We start from the raw sequence: 20,333 nt of genomic DNA, 5'->3' as shown, positions 1-20,333 counted from the left end.
GACAACTTCATGACAGCAGAAAAAGCTTTAGAATACGGTTTAATCGATAAGATCTTTACAAATCGTTAATAACTAAAAGCAGAAGCGGCTCGTTCAGAATCGCAGGGTGTTGGAGCTTTTACATCCGAGGCGTTTTTTGCCTCGAATGTAAAAGCGAAACAACCGGAGATTCTAGCCGCTGGAGCTGGATAGATTAAAAGCAGAAGTGCCCTATAACAGGGCGCTTTTTTTATATGCTGTTCTCCGCCCACATACCCCACCTAGTATCAACCGAAATATATCGGCGATTTTTCAAATATATCGACCGTAACTCCAATTATATCGGCGATTATTTTAATATATCGACGTTTCGACACAACTTATCGACTTACCGACAATTCTCGACAAGTACGCACACCCCACATACCCCCACCAACAAGCCCCAAACAACAAAAAAGCTATCGCACATGCGCGATAGCTTCTTATTGTACATATGCAGCTAACGCCTCTAAAGCCTCTTCTGCATCTGAACCTTCTGTTGTAATTGTTATCATGCTACCAGTTCCAATTGCTAAGCTCATAATCCCCATTATGCTCTTTGCATTTACTGTCTTTCCATCTTTCTCGATGAAGATATCTGCATGAAAGCGATTGGCCTCTTGTACAAACAACGCAGCCGGACGTGCTTGTAAACCGTTTTTTAATGAAACCTGAACTCTTTTTTGAACCACAGCTCCATTTCCCCTTTAACCTCTTATTTTTTTGCTACCGTTTCCCCCGCGCGTAATTTCTCTGCAATATCATCGATTTTACGCAAACGATGATTAATACCCGATTTACTAATTTTCCCTCCGGATACCATCTCACCTAACTCTTTCAATGTTACATCTTGATAATCTCTTCGTAGTTGCGCAATTTCTCGTAGTTTATCCGGCAATATATCAAGACCAACCGTCTCATCAATATAACGGATATTTTCAATCTGCCTTAGCGCTGCACCAATTGTTTTATTTAAATTAGCTGTTTCGCAGTTCACTAAGCGATTTACAGAATTACGCATATCACGTACGATTCGAATGTCTTCAAATCTTAAAAGTGCATTATGAGCACCTATAATATTTAAAAACTCTGTAATCTTTTCTGCTTCTTTCAAATACGTAATGTACCCTTTTCTTCTTTCCAACGTCTTACTATTTAAATCAAATCCGTTCATCAGTTCACATATAGCATCATTATGTTCCTTATATAACGAAAAGATCTCTAAATGATAAGATGATGTTTCTGGGTTATTTACTGAACCACCTGCTAAAAATGCACCGCGTAAATACGATCGTTTACAACATTTCTTCTCAATTAATTCTTGTGATATATTTCGAATAAATGAAAAGTCGTCTCGAACGATATGAAGATCAGCTAATATTTCGCGCGACTTCTCAACAAGCCTTACGATATATACATTGTTTTTCTTCAATCGCATTTTTTTACGAACAAGTAATTCTACCGTCACGTCATATCCTTTTTTCAAAAGCGTATAAATCCTTCTTGCAATTGCCGCATTTTCCGTTTGAATATCGATTGATAGACGACGATTTGAAAAAGAAAGCGATCCGTTCATGCGAAGTAACGCTGATAATTCTGCTTTCTCACAGCATTCCTTCATCTCCAGATTCGTCAATTCTTTCTTTGTTTCTGATGCAAATGACACAGTCAACACCTCCTTATACGATTATTGTGGAACAAAAATCTTGTCCTATATGAAATGAGGAGCGTTACCTCAAACGAGGCAACGCACATCTACAACAGTGAATATAAAATAGAAGCTAATTTTAATGTATCGTGTCTTACAACACGGTCATCATACTTCGCTAATTGATCTTGAATCACATTAATATTATTTTCAGTAAAACGCTCTTCATCTACTACAACTGGCGCCGACATTTCTTCCTCATATAACTGACGTAATTCACAAGGAATATCACGGTTATTTACAATTGCAGTATCGATAAATGGTTCACCTAAATGATCATGTAACGCCTGCACATGGTCAAACGCAGTATATCCCATCGTTTCACCAGCTTGCGTCATAACATTACACACATATACCTTCTTTGCTTTTGCAGCAAGAACAGCGTCCCCAATTTTGTTAACAACTAAATTCGGTAATATACTCGTATACAAACTTCCTGGACCGAAAACAAGTAAATCAGCTCGTTTAATTTCAGTCAACGTTTCATGTAACGGTTCTACATCTTCTGGAGTTAAAAAGACACGGTTAATCTTCTTTCCGAAATAAGGAATCTTTGACTCACCTGTTACAATTTCTCCATCTTCTAGTTCCGCATGCAGTACTGCACTTTGATTCGCTGCTGGTAATACACGTCCTCTAACATTTAAAACTTTACTCGTTTCTGTAATAGCGTGGAAGAAGTCTCCTGTAATCGAGGTCATACCTGCCAATAATAAATTTCCTAACGCATGACCTTTCAGCCCATCTCCCGTTGTAAAACGATGCTGAAATAAAGCTTCCACCAGTGGTTCTACATCTGATAACGCAACAAGTACGTTACGAATGTCACCTGGGGGTGGAATTTCTAGCTCATCACGTAATCTACCTGAACTGCCACCATCATCAGCGATTGTAACAACTGCTGTAATATCAACCGGATATTGTTTTAATCCTCGTAATAAAACAGAAAGTCCCGTTCCGCCTCCCATGATAACAATTTTAGGCTTTCTCTCTTTTTTCATCCCTTAATGACCCTTTCTCTTCTCCACATCACGATGAGATACATGAACGCTATACTCTGGTTTCAGATGTTTCCCAAGGTATTCTGTAAGCGTAACAGAACGATGCTGTCCACCTGTACATCCAATTGCAATTACAAGTTGACTCTTGCCTTCTCTTTTATAATGAGGCAGCATGAAAGTGATAAGATCAGTCAATTTCTCTAAAAACTTATGCGTCTCATTAAATTTCAGCACATACGATGAAACTTCTTCATCTAGTCCTGTTAATGGCTTCATATGTGGAATGTAATATGGATTTGGTAAAAAACGAACATCAAATACTAAATCTGCATCAATTGGAATACCGTACTTAAATCCAAATGACATAACATTTACACGAAATGCTTGCTCAGTTTCAGTTGAAAATAGGTGAACAATTTTTTCACGTAATTCTTTCGGTTTTAAATCCGATGTATCAAGCACAATATTCGCGCGTGCCTTCATATCTGTTAATAAATTACGCTCTGCTTCGATTCCCTTTAACGGCAGACCAGTTGGTGCAAGTGGATGCGAGCGTCTCGTTTCTTTATAACGAGTTACAAGCGTGCTATCTTTCGCATCTAAGAATAAAATATGAGGAATAATCCATGTACGTTCTGATAAATCATCAAGCGCTTCCCATAAATGTTCGAAAAACTCTCGGCCACGTAAATCAATACCAAGTGCTACTTTATTCATTTTTCCTTTTGAATCCGCCATAAGCTCAATAAACTTCGGCAATAACATCGGTGGTAAATTATCCACACAGAAATATCCTAAATCTTCAAAACTTTGTAAAGCTACTGTCTTTCCAGCTCCAGACATTCCTGTAATAATTACCATTTTTATATCATTATTCTCTGTCATCGTATCCTCTCCTTGACGGTTTAACTCGGATCTAATCGATATGAAAGCAACTCAAAATCTGGGGTATATACAAATGTACCGTAGATTATGCCATTTCCTTTAATTAAATAATCAATAATGTGATAATCTCCTGGTGCCATTGCTAAATCATCAATTTTATCAAATGTATGCCAACCAATGATGCCTTCTTCGCTCTCTAGTTTGTTTTCTCCTGCAAAATCTGTCGCTAAAAAGGAGAACATCATCCATTCAGAAACAACTTTATCACCTTCTTGGATGACAAAGGTGAAGACCCCCTTTAACGCTGGGTTCTTTAAATAAATACCTGTTTCTTCACGATACTCGCGAACAACGGAATCTCTTACAGTCTCACCACGCTCCATTTTCCCGCCTGGTGCAACCCACCAATTCCGGCGAGGTTTTTGGAGTAAGAGTACTTCATTATCTCTAATTAACACACAGTTTGTCACTCTTTGCATGTTTCTTCACCTCAGCTACTTGCAGCAAATTTCTCACTGCATACTCATTTCATTATACTATCAAAAACAGTTTGCTACAACGAAGGAGCCAGTCCCCCTTTCGCTAAGCACTGCTACTCAACAATTTTAAAAAAGCTTTTTATAACAAGCAATGTAAATGCCTGGACTTTCAGTGAATAGCATGAAAAATCCCCTTAACGACTTTTATCGCCAAGGGGACTCCAGCCCTTACTTCTTACCGAAATAAGTAACAATCGCAAATCCTAAAATAAAGGTAATAATTGAACTTATAATTGAAAATCCTCCAGTTGGAATACCAGGGAAAACAATTACAATCAAACCGATAACTAGTCCAATAATTGCCGCAAATGTCATACTTTTATATCGATCTAATAAGAAACTAATTCCTTTACTACTTACAACGAACCCTACCATAACGCCAGCACCAATAACTGCGATTAAAGGTAAGTTGAGTGTAGTTAAAGCATTAATTGCTGTCGGATACACACCAATAATTAATAAAATAAACGATCCGCTAATTCCAGGAAGTAACATCGCCATACTAGCCATCCATCCTGCGAAAAATAAACCAATTGCATTTAAAATTGTTAACGTCGTAATTGGATCTGCTGTCTTATCTGGTTTAAAGAAAGCTGTAATCGCAACAAGAATTGCTGCAACTATTAATAAAACAATGTGCTTACCTTTAAACGACGACTTTGCATCAGCTTCTCTCATTAACATCGGTAATATACTAATAATTAAACCGAGGAAGAAAAATTGAGTCGGTTCATAATGATTTGCAAGTAAATATTTAATAACGTGACTTAACGTTAAAAACGCTGCTGCCACACCAGCTGCAAGTGGAATTAAAAATCCTAAATGTTTTTTCCATTCACGACTAAAGAATCCGCTAATTGCCGCAAGCAATTGTTCATAAATCCCTAACACAACAGCGATTGTACCGCCGCTCACACCAGGAATTAAATCACTAACGCCCATACAAAATCCACGATATATATTACGCCATTCCATACTGAATAAATTCCTCATTTCTTATAGTGATTTTTTCCGTAAAGTCCAGTATATCAATAAGAAAGCTTATAATCTCAATATTTTTTGACAAAACTTTGACATTTTCACACAAAAAAAAGAAGAAAGCTCCTATCGGTAGCTTTCTTCTCAAAAGGTATATTATCCCTTATTTTTCTGATACAGTTTTTAGTTCTTCTAATAATTCTTCTACGTAATGTTGTGCACTTTGTGCTGCGATACTACCATCACCTGTTGCAGTTACAATTTGACGTAGCATTTTTTCACGAACATCACCTGCTGCGAAAATACCAGGAACTTTCGTTTCCATACGCTCGTTTGTTTCAAGGTAACCATTTTCATTTGTAATACCTAGTTCAACAAATGGTTTTGATAGTGGTAACATACCGATGTATACGAATACGCCGTCAGTTTTGACTTCTTTCTCTTCTCCACTGTTTACATCTACAAGTGTTACACTTCCTACTTTACCATTTGCTTCGTTAATTTCTTTTATCGTGTGGTTCCAAATGAAGTCTACTTTTTCATTTTGGAAAGCACGATCTTGTAAAATTTTCTGTGCACGAAGCGTGTCACGACGGTGAACGATCGTTACTTTTGATGCAAAGCGTGTTAAGAACACACCCTCTTCAACAGCAGAATCTCCGCCGCCAATAACTACAAGTTCTTTACCTTTAAAGAATGCACCATCACATACCGCACAATATGATACACCGCGGCCGCCAAGTTCTGTTTCACCTGGTACACCAATTTTTTTATACTCTGCACCACTTGCAACGATAATTGCACGTGCTTTATATTCTTTTTTGCCAGCAATAATTGTTTTGTATTCTTTACCATCGATGACTTCTTTCACATCACCGTATGCATATTCAGCACCAAATTTCTTCGCATGCTCGAACATTTTATTTGATAAGTCTGGTCCTAAAATAGACTCATAACCTGGGTAGTTTTCTACATCTTCTGTATTTGCCATTTGTCCGCCTGGAATACCACGCTCAAGCATTAATGTGCTTAAATTCGCACGAGATGTATATACTGCAGCTGTCATACCAGCTGGTCCTGCACCAATAATAATGACATCATAAATTTTTTCTTCCGACACACTATTCACTCCTATCCATTCCTACACAATTAAGTTACCCTCATTATACTGTTCGCATCATTTTTTTCCCAATGATTTGCTTATCTATGTGTGCGTACGCTTAACAGCTTGCACATACTTTCGAACAGTCGCTACAGATACATTATACACATCTCCGAGCTCCGACTGTGTCATCTTATTTCCTTGTTCACTGCGTACAATATATTCAACCGCAGCTGACCAGCCGTATACATTTGTAAAAACTGCCCCAGATGTATATAAACGTATGAACGTACAAAACCAAAATTGTAAACACTCTTCGATTAATTCATCATCTTTTTTCGTATAATTGTATAAAGCATCCGCGATTCGCGCGCACTGTTCAAATTGCTGTAAATCAGCCGGAATACTCTTATGGCTATTCAGTAAAAAGAAATACTTTGCAAGTTGCGATACGATCGGAACACCATTCTTCGCCTGCGTTACATCAAAGAAGAATCCAACCTTCTCTGGCGTTGATAATTCATTCATTAAATATAAAGCTAGCATTTGTTCCTCTAGCGTCGCACTTTGCTGAAATGATTTTCGTAATTCTTCAAATAACACGTTTTGTCCTTCATCCGCTAAATTCAATGCATTCCACGGTTCTTTTCCCTTTTTATCAGGGTGCAATTCTACAACATGTTGCCACATTTTTTCAGCTACTTGCTGATCTTTTACCATATACGCAGAATATGCAAACCAATAATAAAAACTAACGTCTCCTTCGTATCCTTGACGCTTTAATAATTTGAACCATTTATATGCAGGCTCGAAATGACCAATTGTTGCAAGTGTCGTCCCAAGTTTCAAACGATGTTCAAACGAAATCGGATATACCGAAACTAACTGAGCAGCTAACGCCTCTACCTGTTTATGCTCTCCAATTGAATATAGAAAAATAAGTGTATTACAAAGCGCATGTATATTACCAGGATTTTTCTCTAAAATCATTTCCGTTAATTTCAGCGCCTTATCTACATTACCAGATTGAAAATGCGCAATGGCTAAATTATTATGCCCCGACCAAAATTCCGGATAATCTTTCGTAACAATTTCTAATGTAGCAATTGCTTCTTCCAATTGTCCGTTACGAATATAACGATTGGCTTCTTCCTGCATAACAATTAAATCATCTTCATCCTCAATCTCTTCCGCACCCATCGCTTCTTCTTCCATAATTTCAAGTAATTCTAATGTATCTTCAACAAATTCCTTCTCTTCTGCAACTTCTAAATAGCGATCCGCATACTTCTTCGCCTGCTGAAATAGCCCCATATATGCATAATTATTTGCAATAAAATAATAACACTGTTCAAGTTCTGGATTAGATCTAACAAGCTTAAAGAAGGTTTGATTCGACTCTTGATATTCACCAGCCTCAGATAATACTGTTGCTAATTGACATAAAATAAACGGCTCCTTCTCACTTTGTGCCGCTCTTCGAAAATATTTAATTGCATCTTGCAATTTTTGTCCTTTGTAAGCCCTCATCCCTTTTTTATAAAAGAAGTCCGCTAATTGATTAAAAGAGATAACTTGTCCGTTCTCCTTATATATTCTTTGATTTTTCCCCATATATCCTCCAGTTTTTTGTTTTCTTCGTTCACACATTCTTCTATCTATAAGTATAAACGATTCCGTAAAAAACAAAACAGTATATTATACTCAATTATTTCCTTTTTATTCATTAAAAAAGAAGAGAAATGTTACATTTTTAGCATCAACCTTCTCTAGCATCCATTTCTTCTTTTGTATAAATAACACGCATTGGATTTCCACCTACGAAAGCACCGCTTGGTACATCTTTATGAACGAGTGTACCAGCTGAAACAATCGCACCATCTCCAATTTTCACACCTGGTAATATAGTCGTATTCGCTCCAATCATCACTTCATTTCCTATAACAATCTCTCCAAGTCGATATTCTCGAATTAAATATTCATGTGCTAAAAGCGTTGTATTATAGCCTATAATCGAATTTTCTCCCACAGTTATCTTTTCCGGGAACATAATGTCTGGCATTACCATAAGCGCAAACGATGTTTTCTTTCCTACTTTCATCCGCAAAAATGTGCGGTATAACCAATTCTTGACCGATAAAAAAGGTGTATAACGTGCAATTTGGATAATCATAAAGTTTTTCATTACCTTCCAAAAAGATACTGTTTTATACACATTCCATAATGAATTCTCTCCTGAAACAGGATAGCGCGTTGTCCGTCGCACTTCACTCGCTCCTCTACTTATCTTTACGAACGATTCATGTCGGACAAAATCGGCAATAAATCATTCATTTTATCTAGCATAAAGTCTGGCTTGTAAGCCTCTAAATACGCTCTACCTTTCAACGTCCATGAAACCGCAGCTGTTTTCGTACCCGCATTTTGTCCGCCAACAATATCATGATGATTATCCCCAACCATCAATGCTTCTTCCGGTTTCGCATCTAATAACTGAAGCGCTTTTTGAAGTGGCTCTGGATGTGGTTTCACATGCTCGACATCATCAATTGTCACAACAACATCAAAAAACTCATCAAGCTTTGAAAACTTTAATCCCATTTCAACGGTTTGTCTCGCTTTCGTTGTAACAATACCAACCTTATAACCTTGCTTCTTCAACTCTTGAACTGTTTCATATACAGTTTCATATTCTTCTACTAATTCATCATGATGATCATGGTTAAATTGACGATAGCTTGTAATTAACTCTTCAACCTTACTTTCATCAATCTTGCTGAAAGTATCATGTAAAGATGGACCGATAAATGGCAATACATCTTCACGCTTATATTGATTTGGATAATATGTATGTAAAGTATGTAAAAAAGAAGAAATAATAAGTTCATTTGTATTAATTAACGTTCCATCTAAATCAAATAACACTGTATTTATTTTCATTGCCTTAGTCCTTTCTCTTTCCTGAATATGAAAGAAGCAGCATCTTATAATAAGATGCTACTTTTCTCTAATTTTCTAAATATCTTTTATCAGCTTGCCCCATTTTTCGTCTCACAATAATGAAAATAACAGAAATAACAACAAGTCCAATTGACATTACTTGTGCAATACGAAGTGGCCCTAGCATTAAACTATCTGTACGTAACCCTTCTACGAAGAAGCGCCCTATTGAATACCAAATTAAATATGTGAAGAATAATTCTCCGCGGCGTAAATTCACTTTTCGTAATGCAAGTAGTAAAATTACCCCTGCAAAATTCCATAATGATTCATATAAAAACGTCGGGTGATAGTAAACACCATCAATATACATTTGATTAATAATGAAATCCGGTAAATGAAGGCCTTCTAAAAACTGTCTCGTTACCTCATCACCATGTGCCTCTTGGTTCATAAAGTTTCCCCATCGGCCAATTGCTTGTCCTAGTAAAATACTTGGCGCAGCAATATCCGCCAACTTCCAGAATGAAACTCCGCGGCGTTTCGCAAAAAGAATCCCTGTAATAACAGCCCCGATTAAGCCACCATGAATCGCCAAGCCACCTTGACGAATATTAATAATTTGACTCGGGTTTTGCGCGTAATATTCCCATTCAAAAATAACATAGTACATTCTCGCAAATAGAATAGCGATCGGTACTGCAATTAATACAAGGTCAACAAATGTATCTTTTGGAATACCTAGCCTTTCTCCTTCGCGAGTTGCTAGCCAAAGACCTAATAGCACACCTGTACCGATAATAATCCCGTACCAATAAACAGGAAACGGTCCAAGTTGGATAGCTACGCGGTCAAGCTGTGGTACAGAACCTAACAGCATATGTATGACCTCCCTCTCCAATGTTTACTCCTGATTCCCTAACTCAATCGCACTCATTAATCGTTCTGAGAACTGCTGTGCTGCATTGACTCCCATACGTTTTAAACGGAAGTTCATCGCTGCCACTTCAATAATAACAGCTAAGTTTCGACCAGGACGAACTGGAAGTGTAATCTTCGTAAGTTCTGTATCAATAATCTTCATCTTCTCTTCATCAAGACCTAAGCGATCATAGTTTTTCTTTTGATCCCAAATTTCAAGATTAATAACAAGTGTAATACGCTTATAATTTCGCACTGCCCCTGCACCGAATAACGTCATAACGTTAATAATGCCTAGACCACGAATTTCTAATAAATGCTCAATTAAATCTGGCGAGCTTCCAACTAACATGTCTTCATCTTCTTGGCGAATTTCTACACTATCATCCGCAACAAGGCGATGACCACGTTTCACAAGCTCAAGAGCTGTCTCACTTTTACCGACACCACTTTGTCCTGTAATTAAAACACCAACGCCGTAAATATCAACTAACACACCGTGTACAGCTGTTGTTGGTGCTAACTTACCTTCTAAATAATTTGTTAAACGACTTGATAATCTCGTTGTCGTTTGAGAAGAGCGTAATAAAGGCATGCCTGATTCACGCGATGCTTGCAGCAACTCATCTGGTACATCTTGATTACGAGTTACAATAATACATGGCGTCTCCTCAGTACAAAGCGCTTTCATTCTCTCTTGTTTTTGCTCTGACGTTAACGTGTCAAAGAACGTCAGCTCCGTCTTTCCAAGAAGCTGCACGCGATCAGCTGGATAATATGTAAAAAATCCTGCCATTTCAATACCAGGTCGTGATAAATCACTTGTATCAATCGGACGATGAATTCCTTCTTCACCACTTATTAACTCCAATTGAAATTGTTCAATTAAATCTTTTGTCCTTACTTTCGGCATATGTATAAACCTCCACTCCGCTGCGGGTTCAGTCTCATTTGATGTAAAATTCCATTCTACCGGATATTGTACCATTTTTTTCTGGAAACAAGAAATACGGTTTCTAATAAATAGAAAAAAACATTTCATACATATCATGAAATGTTTTTCTTTTTGTCATTTTCTCTTTTTTTCATATAAAGGTTCCACAATTGCCTTTTCAATAATCATATTAAAAATTGAAATACAAATTGCCGCAACAATCGCTACACCGAAACCTGATATATTAAATGCGTCTCCTAATAATGAATCTGCTATTTTTAACGTAATCGCATTAATAACAATTAAGAAGAAACCGAAAGTTACAACAGTAATTGGTAGCGTAATTAAAATTAAAAACGGTTTTACGAACACATTTAAAACAGCCAAAATAATACTCGCAATAATTGCAGTTTGTATATTTGCTACGTAAAACGCGTCTGGTGCAATCCCTTTTAAAAGTCCCGATACAGCGATTAACACAACACTATTTACAAGAAGTGATACAATCCATCTCATTTTCTTACACATCCTTTTAAACATATATCTTTCATCATACGCTAATAGATAATAAACGCAAGTATCAGCAAACACTTATATCAACTTATTCTACTCTTCACGCTTGTATACCTACCAACATCTCTTTGTGAAATAGGGACCACACCACCTATGTTCATGAATTTTCACAAAGGTCTAAGTGAAATCTTTATCTACAATGTAAATATCGCCTTTATACATATCATCTGTTTCACGTAATATATCATCCATACTTAATACACTTGCATCTTTTATTAATAGTACATCATTACAGTGTTGATAGAAGATGTAGCACTCCTTTTTCAATTCATTATGAAACGCGTTTTCTGCTTCTTTCCCCTTTAAGTATTTCTTTTTCTCTTTTCACATTGTGGTTCTATTAAAATAATTATCGTACTATTCCACCGCTATATTTCAATTCATACACCTTTTCATCACCTATGAGAATAATTTCTTTACCTTGAAAACAATCAAGAGTGCCTTCATACTCATTCTTGAAAATATATGTACCTAATTTATAGTAATTTGGACCACGATAGATAGAATTCGTATCAACTGACCTTAATGCTTGGCGAAGAAAGTTATAAATTGGACCCATGATATCCCAATCTGAGTTTGGGTTAGTGACACCACCTGAATAGACCATTGACCAAATGGGACGATTCTCAAACTCTACAGTTTCTTGTCCAATAAAAAAAGCTGAACCAAAATAAATATCTCGATAAAAATAATCACCGCTACTGTACTCAAGTTGTTTCGATCCGTTTAATAACGCCTGAACCGATGCGTCATCTCCCTGAGATGCATATGTCCTTCTTTTCGCTTCTACAATAAATTGGGCAAGTGATTTATGATTAATTGACATAATCCCCCTCCATTACAATTCCATTTTGATACCTTATAAATTTCTTAAAACCCCATCTTCTCCCCCTATACAATAAAAACCGAGCGTCATTTCAACTCGGTTTTTATTACTAAACTTATTGTGATAACTCTACTTCTTTTATTCTCTCTTTCATTCTTGCTTTATCACGATCTAAAATCTCTTTTAAATACTTACCTGTATACGAGCGCTCTTCTTTCACTACTTGCTCTGGCGTTCCGGAAGCAACGATTTGTCCACCTTTGTCTCCGCCCTCTGGTCCAAGGTCAACGATATAATCCGCTGTTTTAATTACATCTAAATTATGTTCAATTACAAGTACCGTCTCACCGCTCTCAACAAGACGTTGCAACACTTCTAGCAGACGTGCGATATCATGCGCATGTAAACCAGTCGTTGGCTCATCTAAAATGTATAATGTACGACCTGTAGAACGACGGTGTAATTCAGAAGCTAATTTCACACGCTGTGCTTCACCACCAGATAACGTCGTAGCTGGTTGTCCTAATTTCATATAACCAAGCCCTACATCTACAAGCGTTTGAAGTTTACGCTTAATTTTTGGGATATTAGCGAAGAACTCTACCCCGTCTTCAATCGTCATCCCTAACACTTCAGAAATGTTTTTATCTTTATATTTCACTTCTAACGTTTCACGGTTGTAACGTTTACCGTGACAAACTTCACACGGAACGTATACGTCTGGTAAGAAGTGCATTTCGATTTTAATAATTCCATCACCACGGCACGCTTCACAACGTCCACCTTTTACGTTAAAGCTGAAACGTCCTTTTTGATATCCGCGCACTTTCGCTTCATTCGTTTGGGCAAACACATCACGAATATCATCGAACACACCTGTATAAGTCGCAGGGTTAGAACGTGGTGTACGACCGATTGGTGATTGATCAATATCGATTACTTTATCTAAATGCTCAAGACCTTTAATCTCTTTATGCGTACCTGGCTTCGCTTTCGCTTTATATAACTTTTGCGCTAACGATTTATATAGTACTTCATTAATCATCGTACTTTTACCTGATCCAGATACACCTGTTACCGCTACAAACGTACCAAGCGGGAATGACATTTTCGCGTTCTTTAAGTTATTCTCCTTTGCACCGACAATTTCCACTTTTCGTCCGTCACCTTTACGTCTTTCAAGTGGAACTGGAATAAACTCTTTACCGCTTAAATACTTCCCTGTTAGCGAATTCTCATCTTGCATCACTTCAGCTGGTGTACCTGCTGATACGACTTGTCCACCGTGAATACCTGCGCCAGGCCCGATATCAAGTAAATAATCAGCTGCCATCATCGTATCTTCATCATGCTCAACAACAATTAACGTATTACCTAAATCACGCATTTCTTGCAATGTACGAATAAGACGATCGTTATCGCGCTGATGCAAACCGATAGAAGGCTCATCAAGAATGTAAAGTACGCCAGTAAGACGAGAACCAATTTGTGTCGCTAAACGAATACGTTGCGCCTCACCACCTGATAAAGTTCCTGCGGCACGACTTAACGTTAAATAATCTAAACCGACGTTCACTAAGAACCCAACGCGCTCCTGAATTTCTCTTAAAATTAAATGAGCAATTTTTTGTTGTTTCTCTGTTAGCTCCACACTTGAGAAGAATTCCTGTACTTCTTGAACAGAATATTTCGTTACATCAGCAATCGTTTTTCCGCCAACGAAAACAGCTAAACTCTCAGGTTTTAAACGTCCACCTTTACACTTCGGACAAGCTTGTTCTGCCATATACTTTTCCATTTGCTCACGAATGTAATCAGAACTCGTTTCGCGATAACGACGTTCAATATTTGGAATAACACCTTCAAATAAAATCTCATTTTCCTTTACTTGACCAAATTCATTTACATAGCGGAAATAAACTTTCTCTTCACCGCTTCCGTACAACACTTTATCAAATAAATCTTTCGGTATATCTTTCACAGGCACATCCATATCAACGCCGTAGTGATTACATACAGATTGTAAAAGCTGTGGGTAATATTGTGAACTTGTCGGTTCCCAAGGCGCAATCGCATGTTCATTTAATGATAAATCCCAGTTCGGAATAACAAGTTCTAAATCTACCTCTAGCTTTGAGCCAAGTCCATCACAAGAAGGACATGCACCGAACGGACTATTGAATGAGAACATACGCGGCTCTAATTCTCCGATTGAAAAACCACAATGCGGACAAGCATGATGCTCACTAAATAGAAGTTCCTCTTCTCCCATAACATCGATTAACACTCGTCCCCCGCCAAGCTTTAATGCACTTTCAAGTGAATCCGCAAGACGGCTTGCGATTCCTTCTTTTACAACAATACGATCTATTACAACTTCAATGGAATGCTTCTTATTTTTATCTAACGCAATATCTTCAGACACATCAAGCATTTCACCATCAACACGTACACGAACATATCCTTGCTTCTTAATATCTTCAAGTACTTTCACATGTGCACCTTTACGGCCAGAAACGATAGGAGCTAACACTTGTAATTTCGTACGTTCAGGATATTCAAGGACGCGGTCTACCATCTGCTCTACTGTTTGTGATGTAATTTCAATGCCATGATTCGGACAAATTGGCGTACCAATTCGCGCAAATAATAGACGTAAATAATCATAAATCTCCGTTACCGTTCCAACAGTTGAACGCGGATTACGACTCGTCGTTTTTTGATCGATTGAAATTGCTGGTGACAATCCTTCAATCGTATCTACATCCGGTTTATCCATTTGTCCTAAAAACTGGCGTGCATACGCAGATAACGATTCTACGTATCTGCGCTGCCCTTCTGCATAAATCGTATCAAATGCTAATGATGATTTCCCCGAACCAGACAATCCTGTTACAACGACAAGCTGATTTCTCGGAATGGTTACATCAATATTTTTTAAGTTATGTGCTCTAGCACCTTTTACAACGATAAAATCCTTGCTCTTACTCACTCTTTTCACCCTTCCGCTTTTAATTCTAATAGTAAATCTCTTAATTCAGCTGCACGCTCGAAGTCTAACGCTTTTGCTGCTTCTTTCATTTCTGCTTCCATCTTCGCAATTGTCTTTTCACGCTCTTTTTTCGTCATCTTCTTAGCTGGCGTTGCTTCATACGTTTCTGTTTCTTCAGCAGCTGTCGTTGCACGAATTACATCACGCACACCTTTTTGAATCGTTTTCGGCGTAATACCATGCTCTTCATTGTAAGCTTCTTGTATACTACGACGACGCTTCGTTTCTTCAATCGCAATTTCCATCGATCTCGTTATGCGATCTGCGTACATAATAACGCGGCCGTTTTCATTACGTGCTGCACGACCGATTGTTTGAATTAATGAACGTTCTGAACGCAAGAATCCTTCCTTATCAGCATCTAAAATAGCTACAAGTGATACTTCTGGAATATCTAACCCTTCTCGTAATAAGTTAATACCGACAAGAACATCAAACTTACCAAGACGAAGATCCCGAATAATTTCAATACGTTCTAATGTTTTCACTTCAGAATGCAGGTAATTCACCTTAATCCCTACATCTTTTAAGTAGTCTGTTAAATCCTCTGACATCTTCTTCGTTAAAGTTGTAATTAATACACGTTCATTTTTTGCAATGCGATCTTGAATCTCTCCTAATAAATCGTCAATCTGCCCTTCAATTGGTCGTATATCAATTGGCGGATCTAAAAGCCCTGTTGGACGAATAATTTGTTCTATTACTTCTGGCGACTGCTCTAATTCGTACGGTCCCGGTGTTGCTGAAACGTAAATAACTTGATTCGTTTTCTCTTCAAACTCATCAAATGTGAGCGGTCTATTATCTAAAGCTGATGGCAGACGGAATCCATGATCCACAAGTACTTGCTTACGCGCTTGGTCCCCGTTATACATCGCTCTTACTTGCGGCACTGATACGTGCGACTCATCCATAACGATTAAGAAATCTTTCGGGAAATAGTCTAATAACGTATACGGCGTTGCCCCCGCTGGACGGAGTGTTAAATGACGGGAATAGTTTTCAATACCTGAACAAAAGCCCATCTCGCGCATCATTTCTAAATCATAACGTGTGCGCTGCTCTATACGCTGCGCTTCTAACAACTTGCCGTTATCATTTAATTCCTTTAAACGCTCTTCTAGTTCTTTTTCGATATTTTCAATAGCGACCTTCATTTTTTCTTCACGTGTAACGAAGTGAGATGCTGGGAAAATTGCTACATGATCACGTTCTGCTAATACTTCCCCTGTTAACGCATTTACTTCGCGAATACGATCAATTTCATCACCGAAAAACTCAATTCGGATACAATGCTCGTCAAGTGATGCCGGGAAGATTTCAACTACATCTCCGCGCACACGGAATGTACCGCGCTTGAAATCAATATCATTACGTCCATACTGCACATCAACAAGTTCACGAAGCAATTGATTGCGATCCTTCTCCATACCAACTCGAAGTGAAACAACTAACTCGCGGTATTCTTCTGGAGAACCTAAACCATATATGCACGAAACACTCGCAACGATAATTACATCATCCCGTTCAAATAATGCAGACGTTGCCGAGTGACGCAATTTATCAATTTCATCATTAATCTGTGCGTCTTTTTCAATAAACGTATCTGTTTGCGGCACATACGCTTCTGGTTGATAATAATCGTAATAACTAACAAAATATTCAACTGCATTATTTGGGAAAAAGTCCTTCAACTCACTATATAACTGTCCTGCTAACGTTTTATTATGAGCCATGACAAGTGTTGGCTTTTGCACTTCTTTAATGACATTTGAAATCGTAAATGTCTTACCCGTTCCTGTCGCTCCAAGCAACACTTGCTTTTTCTTTCCGCTATTAATTCCCTCTACAAGCTTCTCTATAGCTACCGGCTGATCACCTTGCGGGGAATACGCTGAGACAATTTCAAATTGACGTTCCAAGAAAATCCGACCTCCTCATAAAAATCTGTATTATTATTTTACCACGAATGCCTATAAAAAACCTAAAAAAACGAACAGATATTCGGTAAAGTTTTCGACAATATATACATAGAAAAAGGAAGGAGTATATACTTCCTTCCTCTACTAACTCTATTTTTTAGGTACATATAATACATCATATCCATTGCGCCCATCTTCATTCGTACAATCTATTAGCTTATAAGTGGTTCCTGATTCGCGCTCGTCTTTAACAATACTTTTACAACTATCTTTATATAACCCTTTATTATCACCGGCAAATTGGTCTTTTCTATTATCTGACACATAAAGTATATCGTTCTTACTACGCTCTAACGTTTGAAAAATCGGGTCACCTTCATGGGTATACTGTACAATTCTTATTTTATCAACTTCCCTTTGCTCGACATTCAAAACGAACTTTTCAAATTTATCTAGATTGAGAATTCCTGCTCCCTTTACAATGACATCATTCTTCTTATCAATTGTAGTGTTAGCTTGTGAGCATGCTACTAACATAATCAAAAAACTACATAAACACCCCCACTTTTTCATAAGCATTCCTCTCCTAATCATTTAATTGATATACTCTTCTCTCAACTTATAGCAAATCCTTTTCACGAATAAAAAAACAGCCGCTAGAGTTTCCCCTAACGACCATTTTTCACTTTATTTCTTTCTTCTAAAGAATGCTACTACACCTGAAAGCAGAACTAATAAAGAACCAACTAACGGATAAGCAGATGCGCTTGCTCCTGTTTGTGGTAACTCTTTTGCAGAGTTCGTTCCATTACCTTTATTACTTTCATTATTCGTATTACCTTGACCACCATTATTCCCTTGATTGTTTATAGTATCTTTATTCAAGTTAGTTGTAGTTTTATCATCTTTGCTGCTTGGATCATCCTTACTGTTCTGATCGTCTTTTTCTTTTTGATCATCCTTACTGTCTTGGCCATCCTTACCACCTTGGTCGCCCTTGCCGCCTTGGTCGTCTTTCACTTTCACTGTTACTTCTTTTTCACTAATTACATTTCCATCTTTATCTTTCACAGTTACTGTTCCTTTTCCGTTCTCTTCATCCACTGTGATTTCTACGTTCACTTTCTCTTTATCTTCTTCTTTTAAACCTTCAATCACTTTTGTTTTATCAATCTTATCTTCTTTTACTTTCCCTTCAACAATGTCTTCTTTATTTACTTCAATTTTGTCTTGAATTTCAATCACATTCACTATAATTTCCGCTTCTATTGTTTCATCTGCTTTATCTGTTACTTTGATTTTCACTTTTTGTTCGCCGATTTTACTTGTATCTAAACCTTCTACTACAGCTTTATCTGTTAAATCACCGTCTTCTTTATCTATTACGGATACCTTCGCTTCTTTCTTCACATCAAAGTCTTTCTTACTTTTTTCTACGAAGATTTCGTCTTTGTCCACTTTGATAACTGGTTTTTCATTGATTACCTTGTTATCTTGGCCATTCTTACCATCTTTTCCATCTTGGCCGTCCTTGCCGTTTTGGCCGTCCTTACCACCTTTTCCATCTTTTCCGTCTTGACCGTCTTGGCCGTCCTTACCATCTTGGCCGTCCTTGCCGTTTTGGCCGTCCTTACCGTCTTGGCCGTCCTTGCCATCTTGGCCGTCCTTGCCGTTTTGGCCGTCCTTACCATCTTTTCCATCTTGACCGTCCTTACCGTCTTGGCCGTCCTTGCCATCTTGACCGTCCTTACCGTCTTGGCCGCCCTTGCCGTTTTGGCCGTCCTTACCGTCTTGACCATCTTTTCCATCTTGACCGTCCTTACCATCTTGGCCGTCCTTGCCGTTTTGGCCGTCCTTACCGTCTTGGCCGTCCTTGCCATCTTGGCCGTCCTTGCCGTTTTGGCCGTCCTTACCATCTTTTCCATCTTGACCGTCCTTACCGTCTTGGCCGTCCTTGCCATCTTGACCGTCCTTACCGTCTTGACCATCCTTGCCATCTTGACCGTCCTTACCGTCTTGGCCGTCCTTGCCATCTTGGCCGTCCTTACCGTCTTGACCATCCTTTCCATCTTGACCGTCCTTACCGTCTTGGCCGTCCTTGCCATCTTGGCCGTCCTTGCCGTCTTGGCCATCTTTTCCGTCTTGGCCATCTTTTCCGTCTTGGCCGTCCTTTCCATCTTTTCCAGTCTGATCATCTTTGCTGCCTTGGTCATCCTTCACTTTCACAATGACCTCTTTTTTACTAATTGTATTTCCATCTTTATCTTTCACAGTTACTGTTCCTTTTCCGTTCTCTTCATCCACTGTGATTTCTACGTTCACTTTCTCTTTGTCTTCTTCTTTTAAACCTTCAATCACTTTTGTTTTATCAATCTTATCTTCTTTTACTTTACCATCGACGATATCTTCTTTATTTATTTCAATGTTATCTTTCACATCGATGACATTCACTGTAATTTCTTTCTCACTTGTACCCGCATCTTTATCCATTACTTTTACTTTCACTTTTTGTTCGCCAATTTTACTTGTATCTAAACCTTCTACTACAGCTTTATCTGTTAAATCACCGTCTTCTTTATCTATTACGGATACCTTCGCTTCTTTCTTCACATCAAAGTCTTTCTTACCTTTTTCTACGAAGATTTCGTCTTTGTCCACTTTGATAACTGGTTTTTCATTGATTGCTTTGTTATCTTGATCATCTTTGCCGTTCTGATCATCCTTACCGCCTTGGTCGTCCTTACCGGCCTTGGTCATCCTTGCCGCCTTGGTCGTCCTTACCGCGCCTTTGTCATCCTTACCGCCTTGGTCGTCCTTACCGCCTTGGTCATCCTTGCCGCCTTGGTCGTCCTTACCGCGCCTTGGTCATCCTTACCGCCTTGGTCGTCCTTACCGCCTTGGTCATCCTTGCCGCCTTGGTCATCCTTACCGCCT

At 38.2% G+C, this 20,333-nt stretch carries 19 protein-coding genes and 1 pseudogene; 1 reads left to right on the top strand and 19 read right to left on the bottom strand.

Going from position 1 to position 20,333, the window contains the following annotated elements:
• The coding region (locus PDQ68_RS27035) for an ATP-dependent Clp protease proteolytic subunit (protein ID WP_172795883.1) at window positions 1-69 on the top strand (69 nt) is incomplete at its 5' end.
• 392 nt (window positions 70-461) lie between these two features.
• Here PDQ68_RS27035 and PDQ68_RS27030 read toward each other — a convergent pair.
• From PDQ68_RS27030 to PDQ68_RS26940, 19 genes and pseudogenes are all read right to left on the bottom strand, one after another.
• A complete protein-coding gene (locus PDQ68_RS27030; protein ID WP_000250307.1) occupies window positions 462-710 on the bottom strand; it encodes an HPr family phosphocarrier protein in 249 nt (82 codons plus the stop codon).
• 23 nt (window positions 711-733) lie between these two features.
• A complete protein-coding gene (whiA, locus tag PDQ68_RS27025; RefSeq protein WP_000006561.1) occupies window positions 734-1,684 on the bottom strand; it encodes a DNA-binding protein WhiA in 951 nt (316 codons plus the stop codon).
• A gap of 89 nt (window positions 1,685-1,773) precedes the next feature.
• Window positions 1,774-2,727: a gluconeogenesis factor YvcK family protein gene (locus PDQ68_RS27020; protein ID WP_000712175.1), complete on the bottom strand. Its 954-nt coding sequence runs from the start codon at window positions 2,725-2,727 to the stop codon at window positions 1,774-1,776.
• Window positions 2,728-2,730: 3 nt separating this feature from the next.
• Window positions 2,731-3,612 carry an RNase adapter RapZ gene (rapZ, locus tag PDQ68_RS27015; RefSeq protein ID WP_000138457.1) on the bottom strand — a complete coding sequence of 294 codons (882 nt, stop codon included), beginning with the start codon at window positions 3,610-3,612 and terminating at the stop codon, window positions 2,731-2,733.
• Between the two features lie 20 nt (window positions 3,613-3,632).
• Window positions 3,633-4,091, bottom strand: coding sequence for an NUDIX hydrolase (locus PDQ68_RS27010; protein ID WP_001190080.1), 459 nt, complete (start codon window positions 4,089-4,091; stop codon window positions 3,633-3,635).
• A gap of 228 nt (window positions 4,092-4,319) precedes the next feature.
• Entirely contained in the window at window positions 4,320-5,126 is an 807-nt protein-coding gene (locus tag PDQ68_RS27005) for a DUF368 domain-containing protein (RefSeq protein ID WP_270787118.1), read from the bottom strand.
• A 166-nt stretch (window positions 5,127-5,292) separates the two neighbouring features.
• Window positions 5,293-6,249 (bottom strand): thioredoxin-disulfide reductase, encoded by a 957-nt coding sequence (trxB, locus tag PDQ68_RS27000; RefSeq protein ID WP_001288072.1) that lies wholly within the window; start codon window positions 6,247-6,249, stop codon window positions 5,293-5,295.
• A gap of 84 nt (window positions 6,250-6,333) precedes the next feature.
• Window positions 6,334-7,845 carry a tetratricopeptide repeat protein gene (locus PDQ68_RS26995; protein WP_016718902.1) on the bottom strand — a complete coding sequence of 504 codons (1,512 nt, stop codon included), beginning with the start codon at window positions 7,843-7,845 and terminating at the stop codon, window positions 6,334-6,336.
• A 145-nt stretch (window positions 7,846-7,990) separates the two neighbouring features.
• Window positions 7,991-8,497: an acyltransferase gene (locus PDQ68_RS26990; RefSeq protein WP_001255081.1), complete on the bottom strand. Its 507-nt coding sequence runs from the start codon at window positions 8,495-8,497 to the stop codon at window positions 7,991-7,993.
• Window positions 8,498-8,520: 23 nt separating this feature from the next.
• A complete protein-coding gene (ppaX, locus tag PDQ68_RS26985; RefSeq protein ID WP_061182745.1) occupies window positions 8,521-9,171 on the bottom strand; it encodes a pyrophosphatase PpaX in 651 nt (216 codons plus the stop codon).
• A 67-nt stretch (window positions 9,172-9,238) separates the two neighbouring features.
• On the bottom strand, window positions 9,239-10,051 hold the full coding sequence (lgt, locus tag PDQ68_RS26980) for a prolipoprotein diacylglyceryl transferase (protein WP_000924231.1): 813 nt from the start codon (window positions 10,049-10,051) through the stop codon (window positions 9,239-9,241).
• A 24-nt stretch (window positions 10,052-10,075) separates the two neighbouring features.
• Window positions 10,076-11,005 carry an HPr(Ser) kinase/phosphatase gene (hprK, locus tag PDQ68_RS26975; protein ID WP_001127250.1) on the bottom strand — a complete coding sequence of 310 codons (930 nt, stop codon included), beginning with the start codon at window positions 11,003-11,005 and terminating at the stop codon, window positions 10,076-10,078.
• Window positions 11,006-11,161: 156 nt separating this feature from the next.
• Complete coding sequence (locus tag PDQ68_RS26970) at window positions 11,162-11,542, bottom strand: phage holin family protein (RefSeq protein WP_001267308.1); 381 nt, start codon at window positions 11,540-11,542, stop codon at window positions 11,162-11,164.
• Window positions 11,543-11,716: 174 nt separating this feature from the next.
• A pseudogene (locus tag PDQ68_RS26965) lies at window positions 11,717-11,920 on the bottom strand (DUF4275 family protein); the annotation flags it as partial.
• Between the two features lie 28 nt (window positions 11,921-11,948).
• Window positions 11,949-12,425 (bottom strand): DUF5680 domain-containing protein, encoded by a 477-nt coding sequence (locus PDQ68_RS26960; RefSeq protein WP_061182746.1) that lies wholly within the window; start codon window positions 12,423-12,425, stop codon window positions 11,949-11,951.
• 115 nt (window positions 12,426-12,540) lie between these two features.
• On the bottom strand, window positions 12,541-15,417 hold the full coding sequence (gene uvrA / locus PDQ68_RS26955) for an excinuclease ABC subunit UvrA (RefSeq protein ID WP_016718906.1): 2,877 nt from the start codon (window positions 15,415-15,417) through the stop codon (window positions 12,541-12,543).
• Window positions 15,418-15,422: 5 nt separating this feature from the next.
• The gene (gene uvrB, locus PDQ68_RS26950; protein WP_000441061.1) at window positions 15,423-17,399 is read right to left on the bottom strand and encodes an excinuclease ABC subunit B; all 1,977 of its coding nucleotides are present in this window, start codon (window positions 17,397-17,399) and stop codon (window positions 15,423-15,425) included.
• Between the two features lie 150 nt (window positions 17,400-17,549).
• Entirely contained in the window at window positions 17,550-17,972 is a 423-nt protein-coding gene (locus PDQ68_RS26945) for a DUF4362 domain-containing protein (RefSeq protein ID WP_142238369.1), read from the bottom strand.
• A gap of 114 nt (window positions 17,973-18,086) precedes the next feature.
• Window positions 18,087-20,156, bottom strand: coding sequence for an LPXTG cell wall anchor domain-containing protein (locus tag PDQ68_RS26940; protein WP_270787116.1), 2,070 nt, complete (start codon window positions 20,154-20,156; stop codon window positions 18,087-18,089).
• Window positions 20,157-20,333 lie beyond the last annotated feature (177 nt).

The organism is Bacillus cereus group sp. Bc010 (assembly GCF_027716745.1).
GTDB lineage: Bacteria > Bacillota > Bacilli > Bacillales > Bacillaceae_G > Bacillus_A > Bacillus_A pacificus.
The sequence above is the reverse complement of the archived record's forward strand: the minus strand, read 5'-3'. Positions and strand labels throughout refer to the sequence as shown.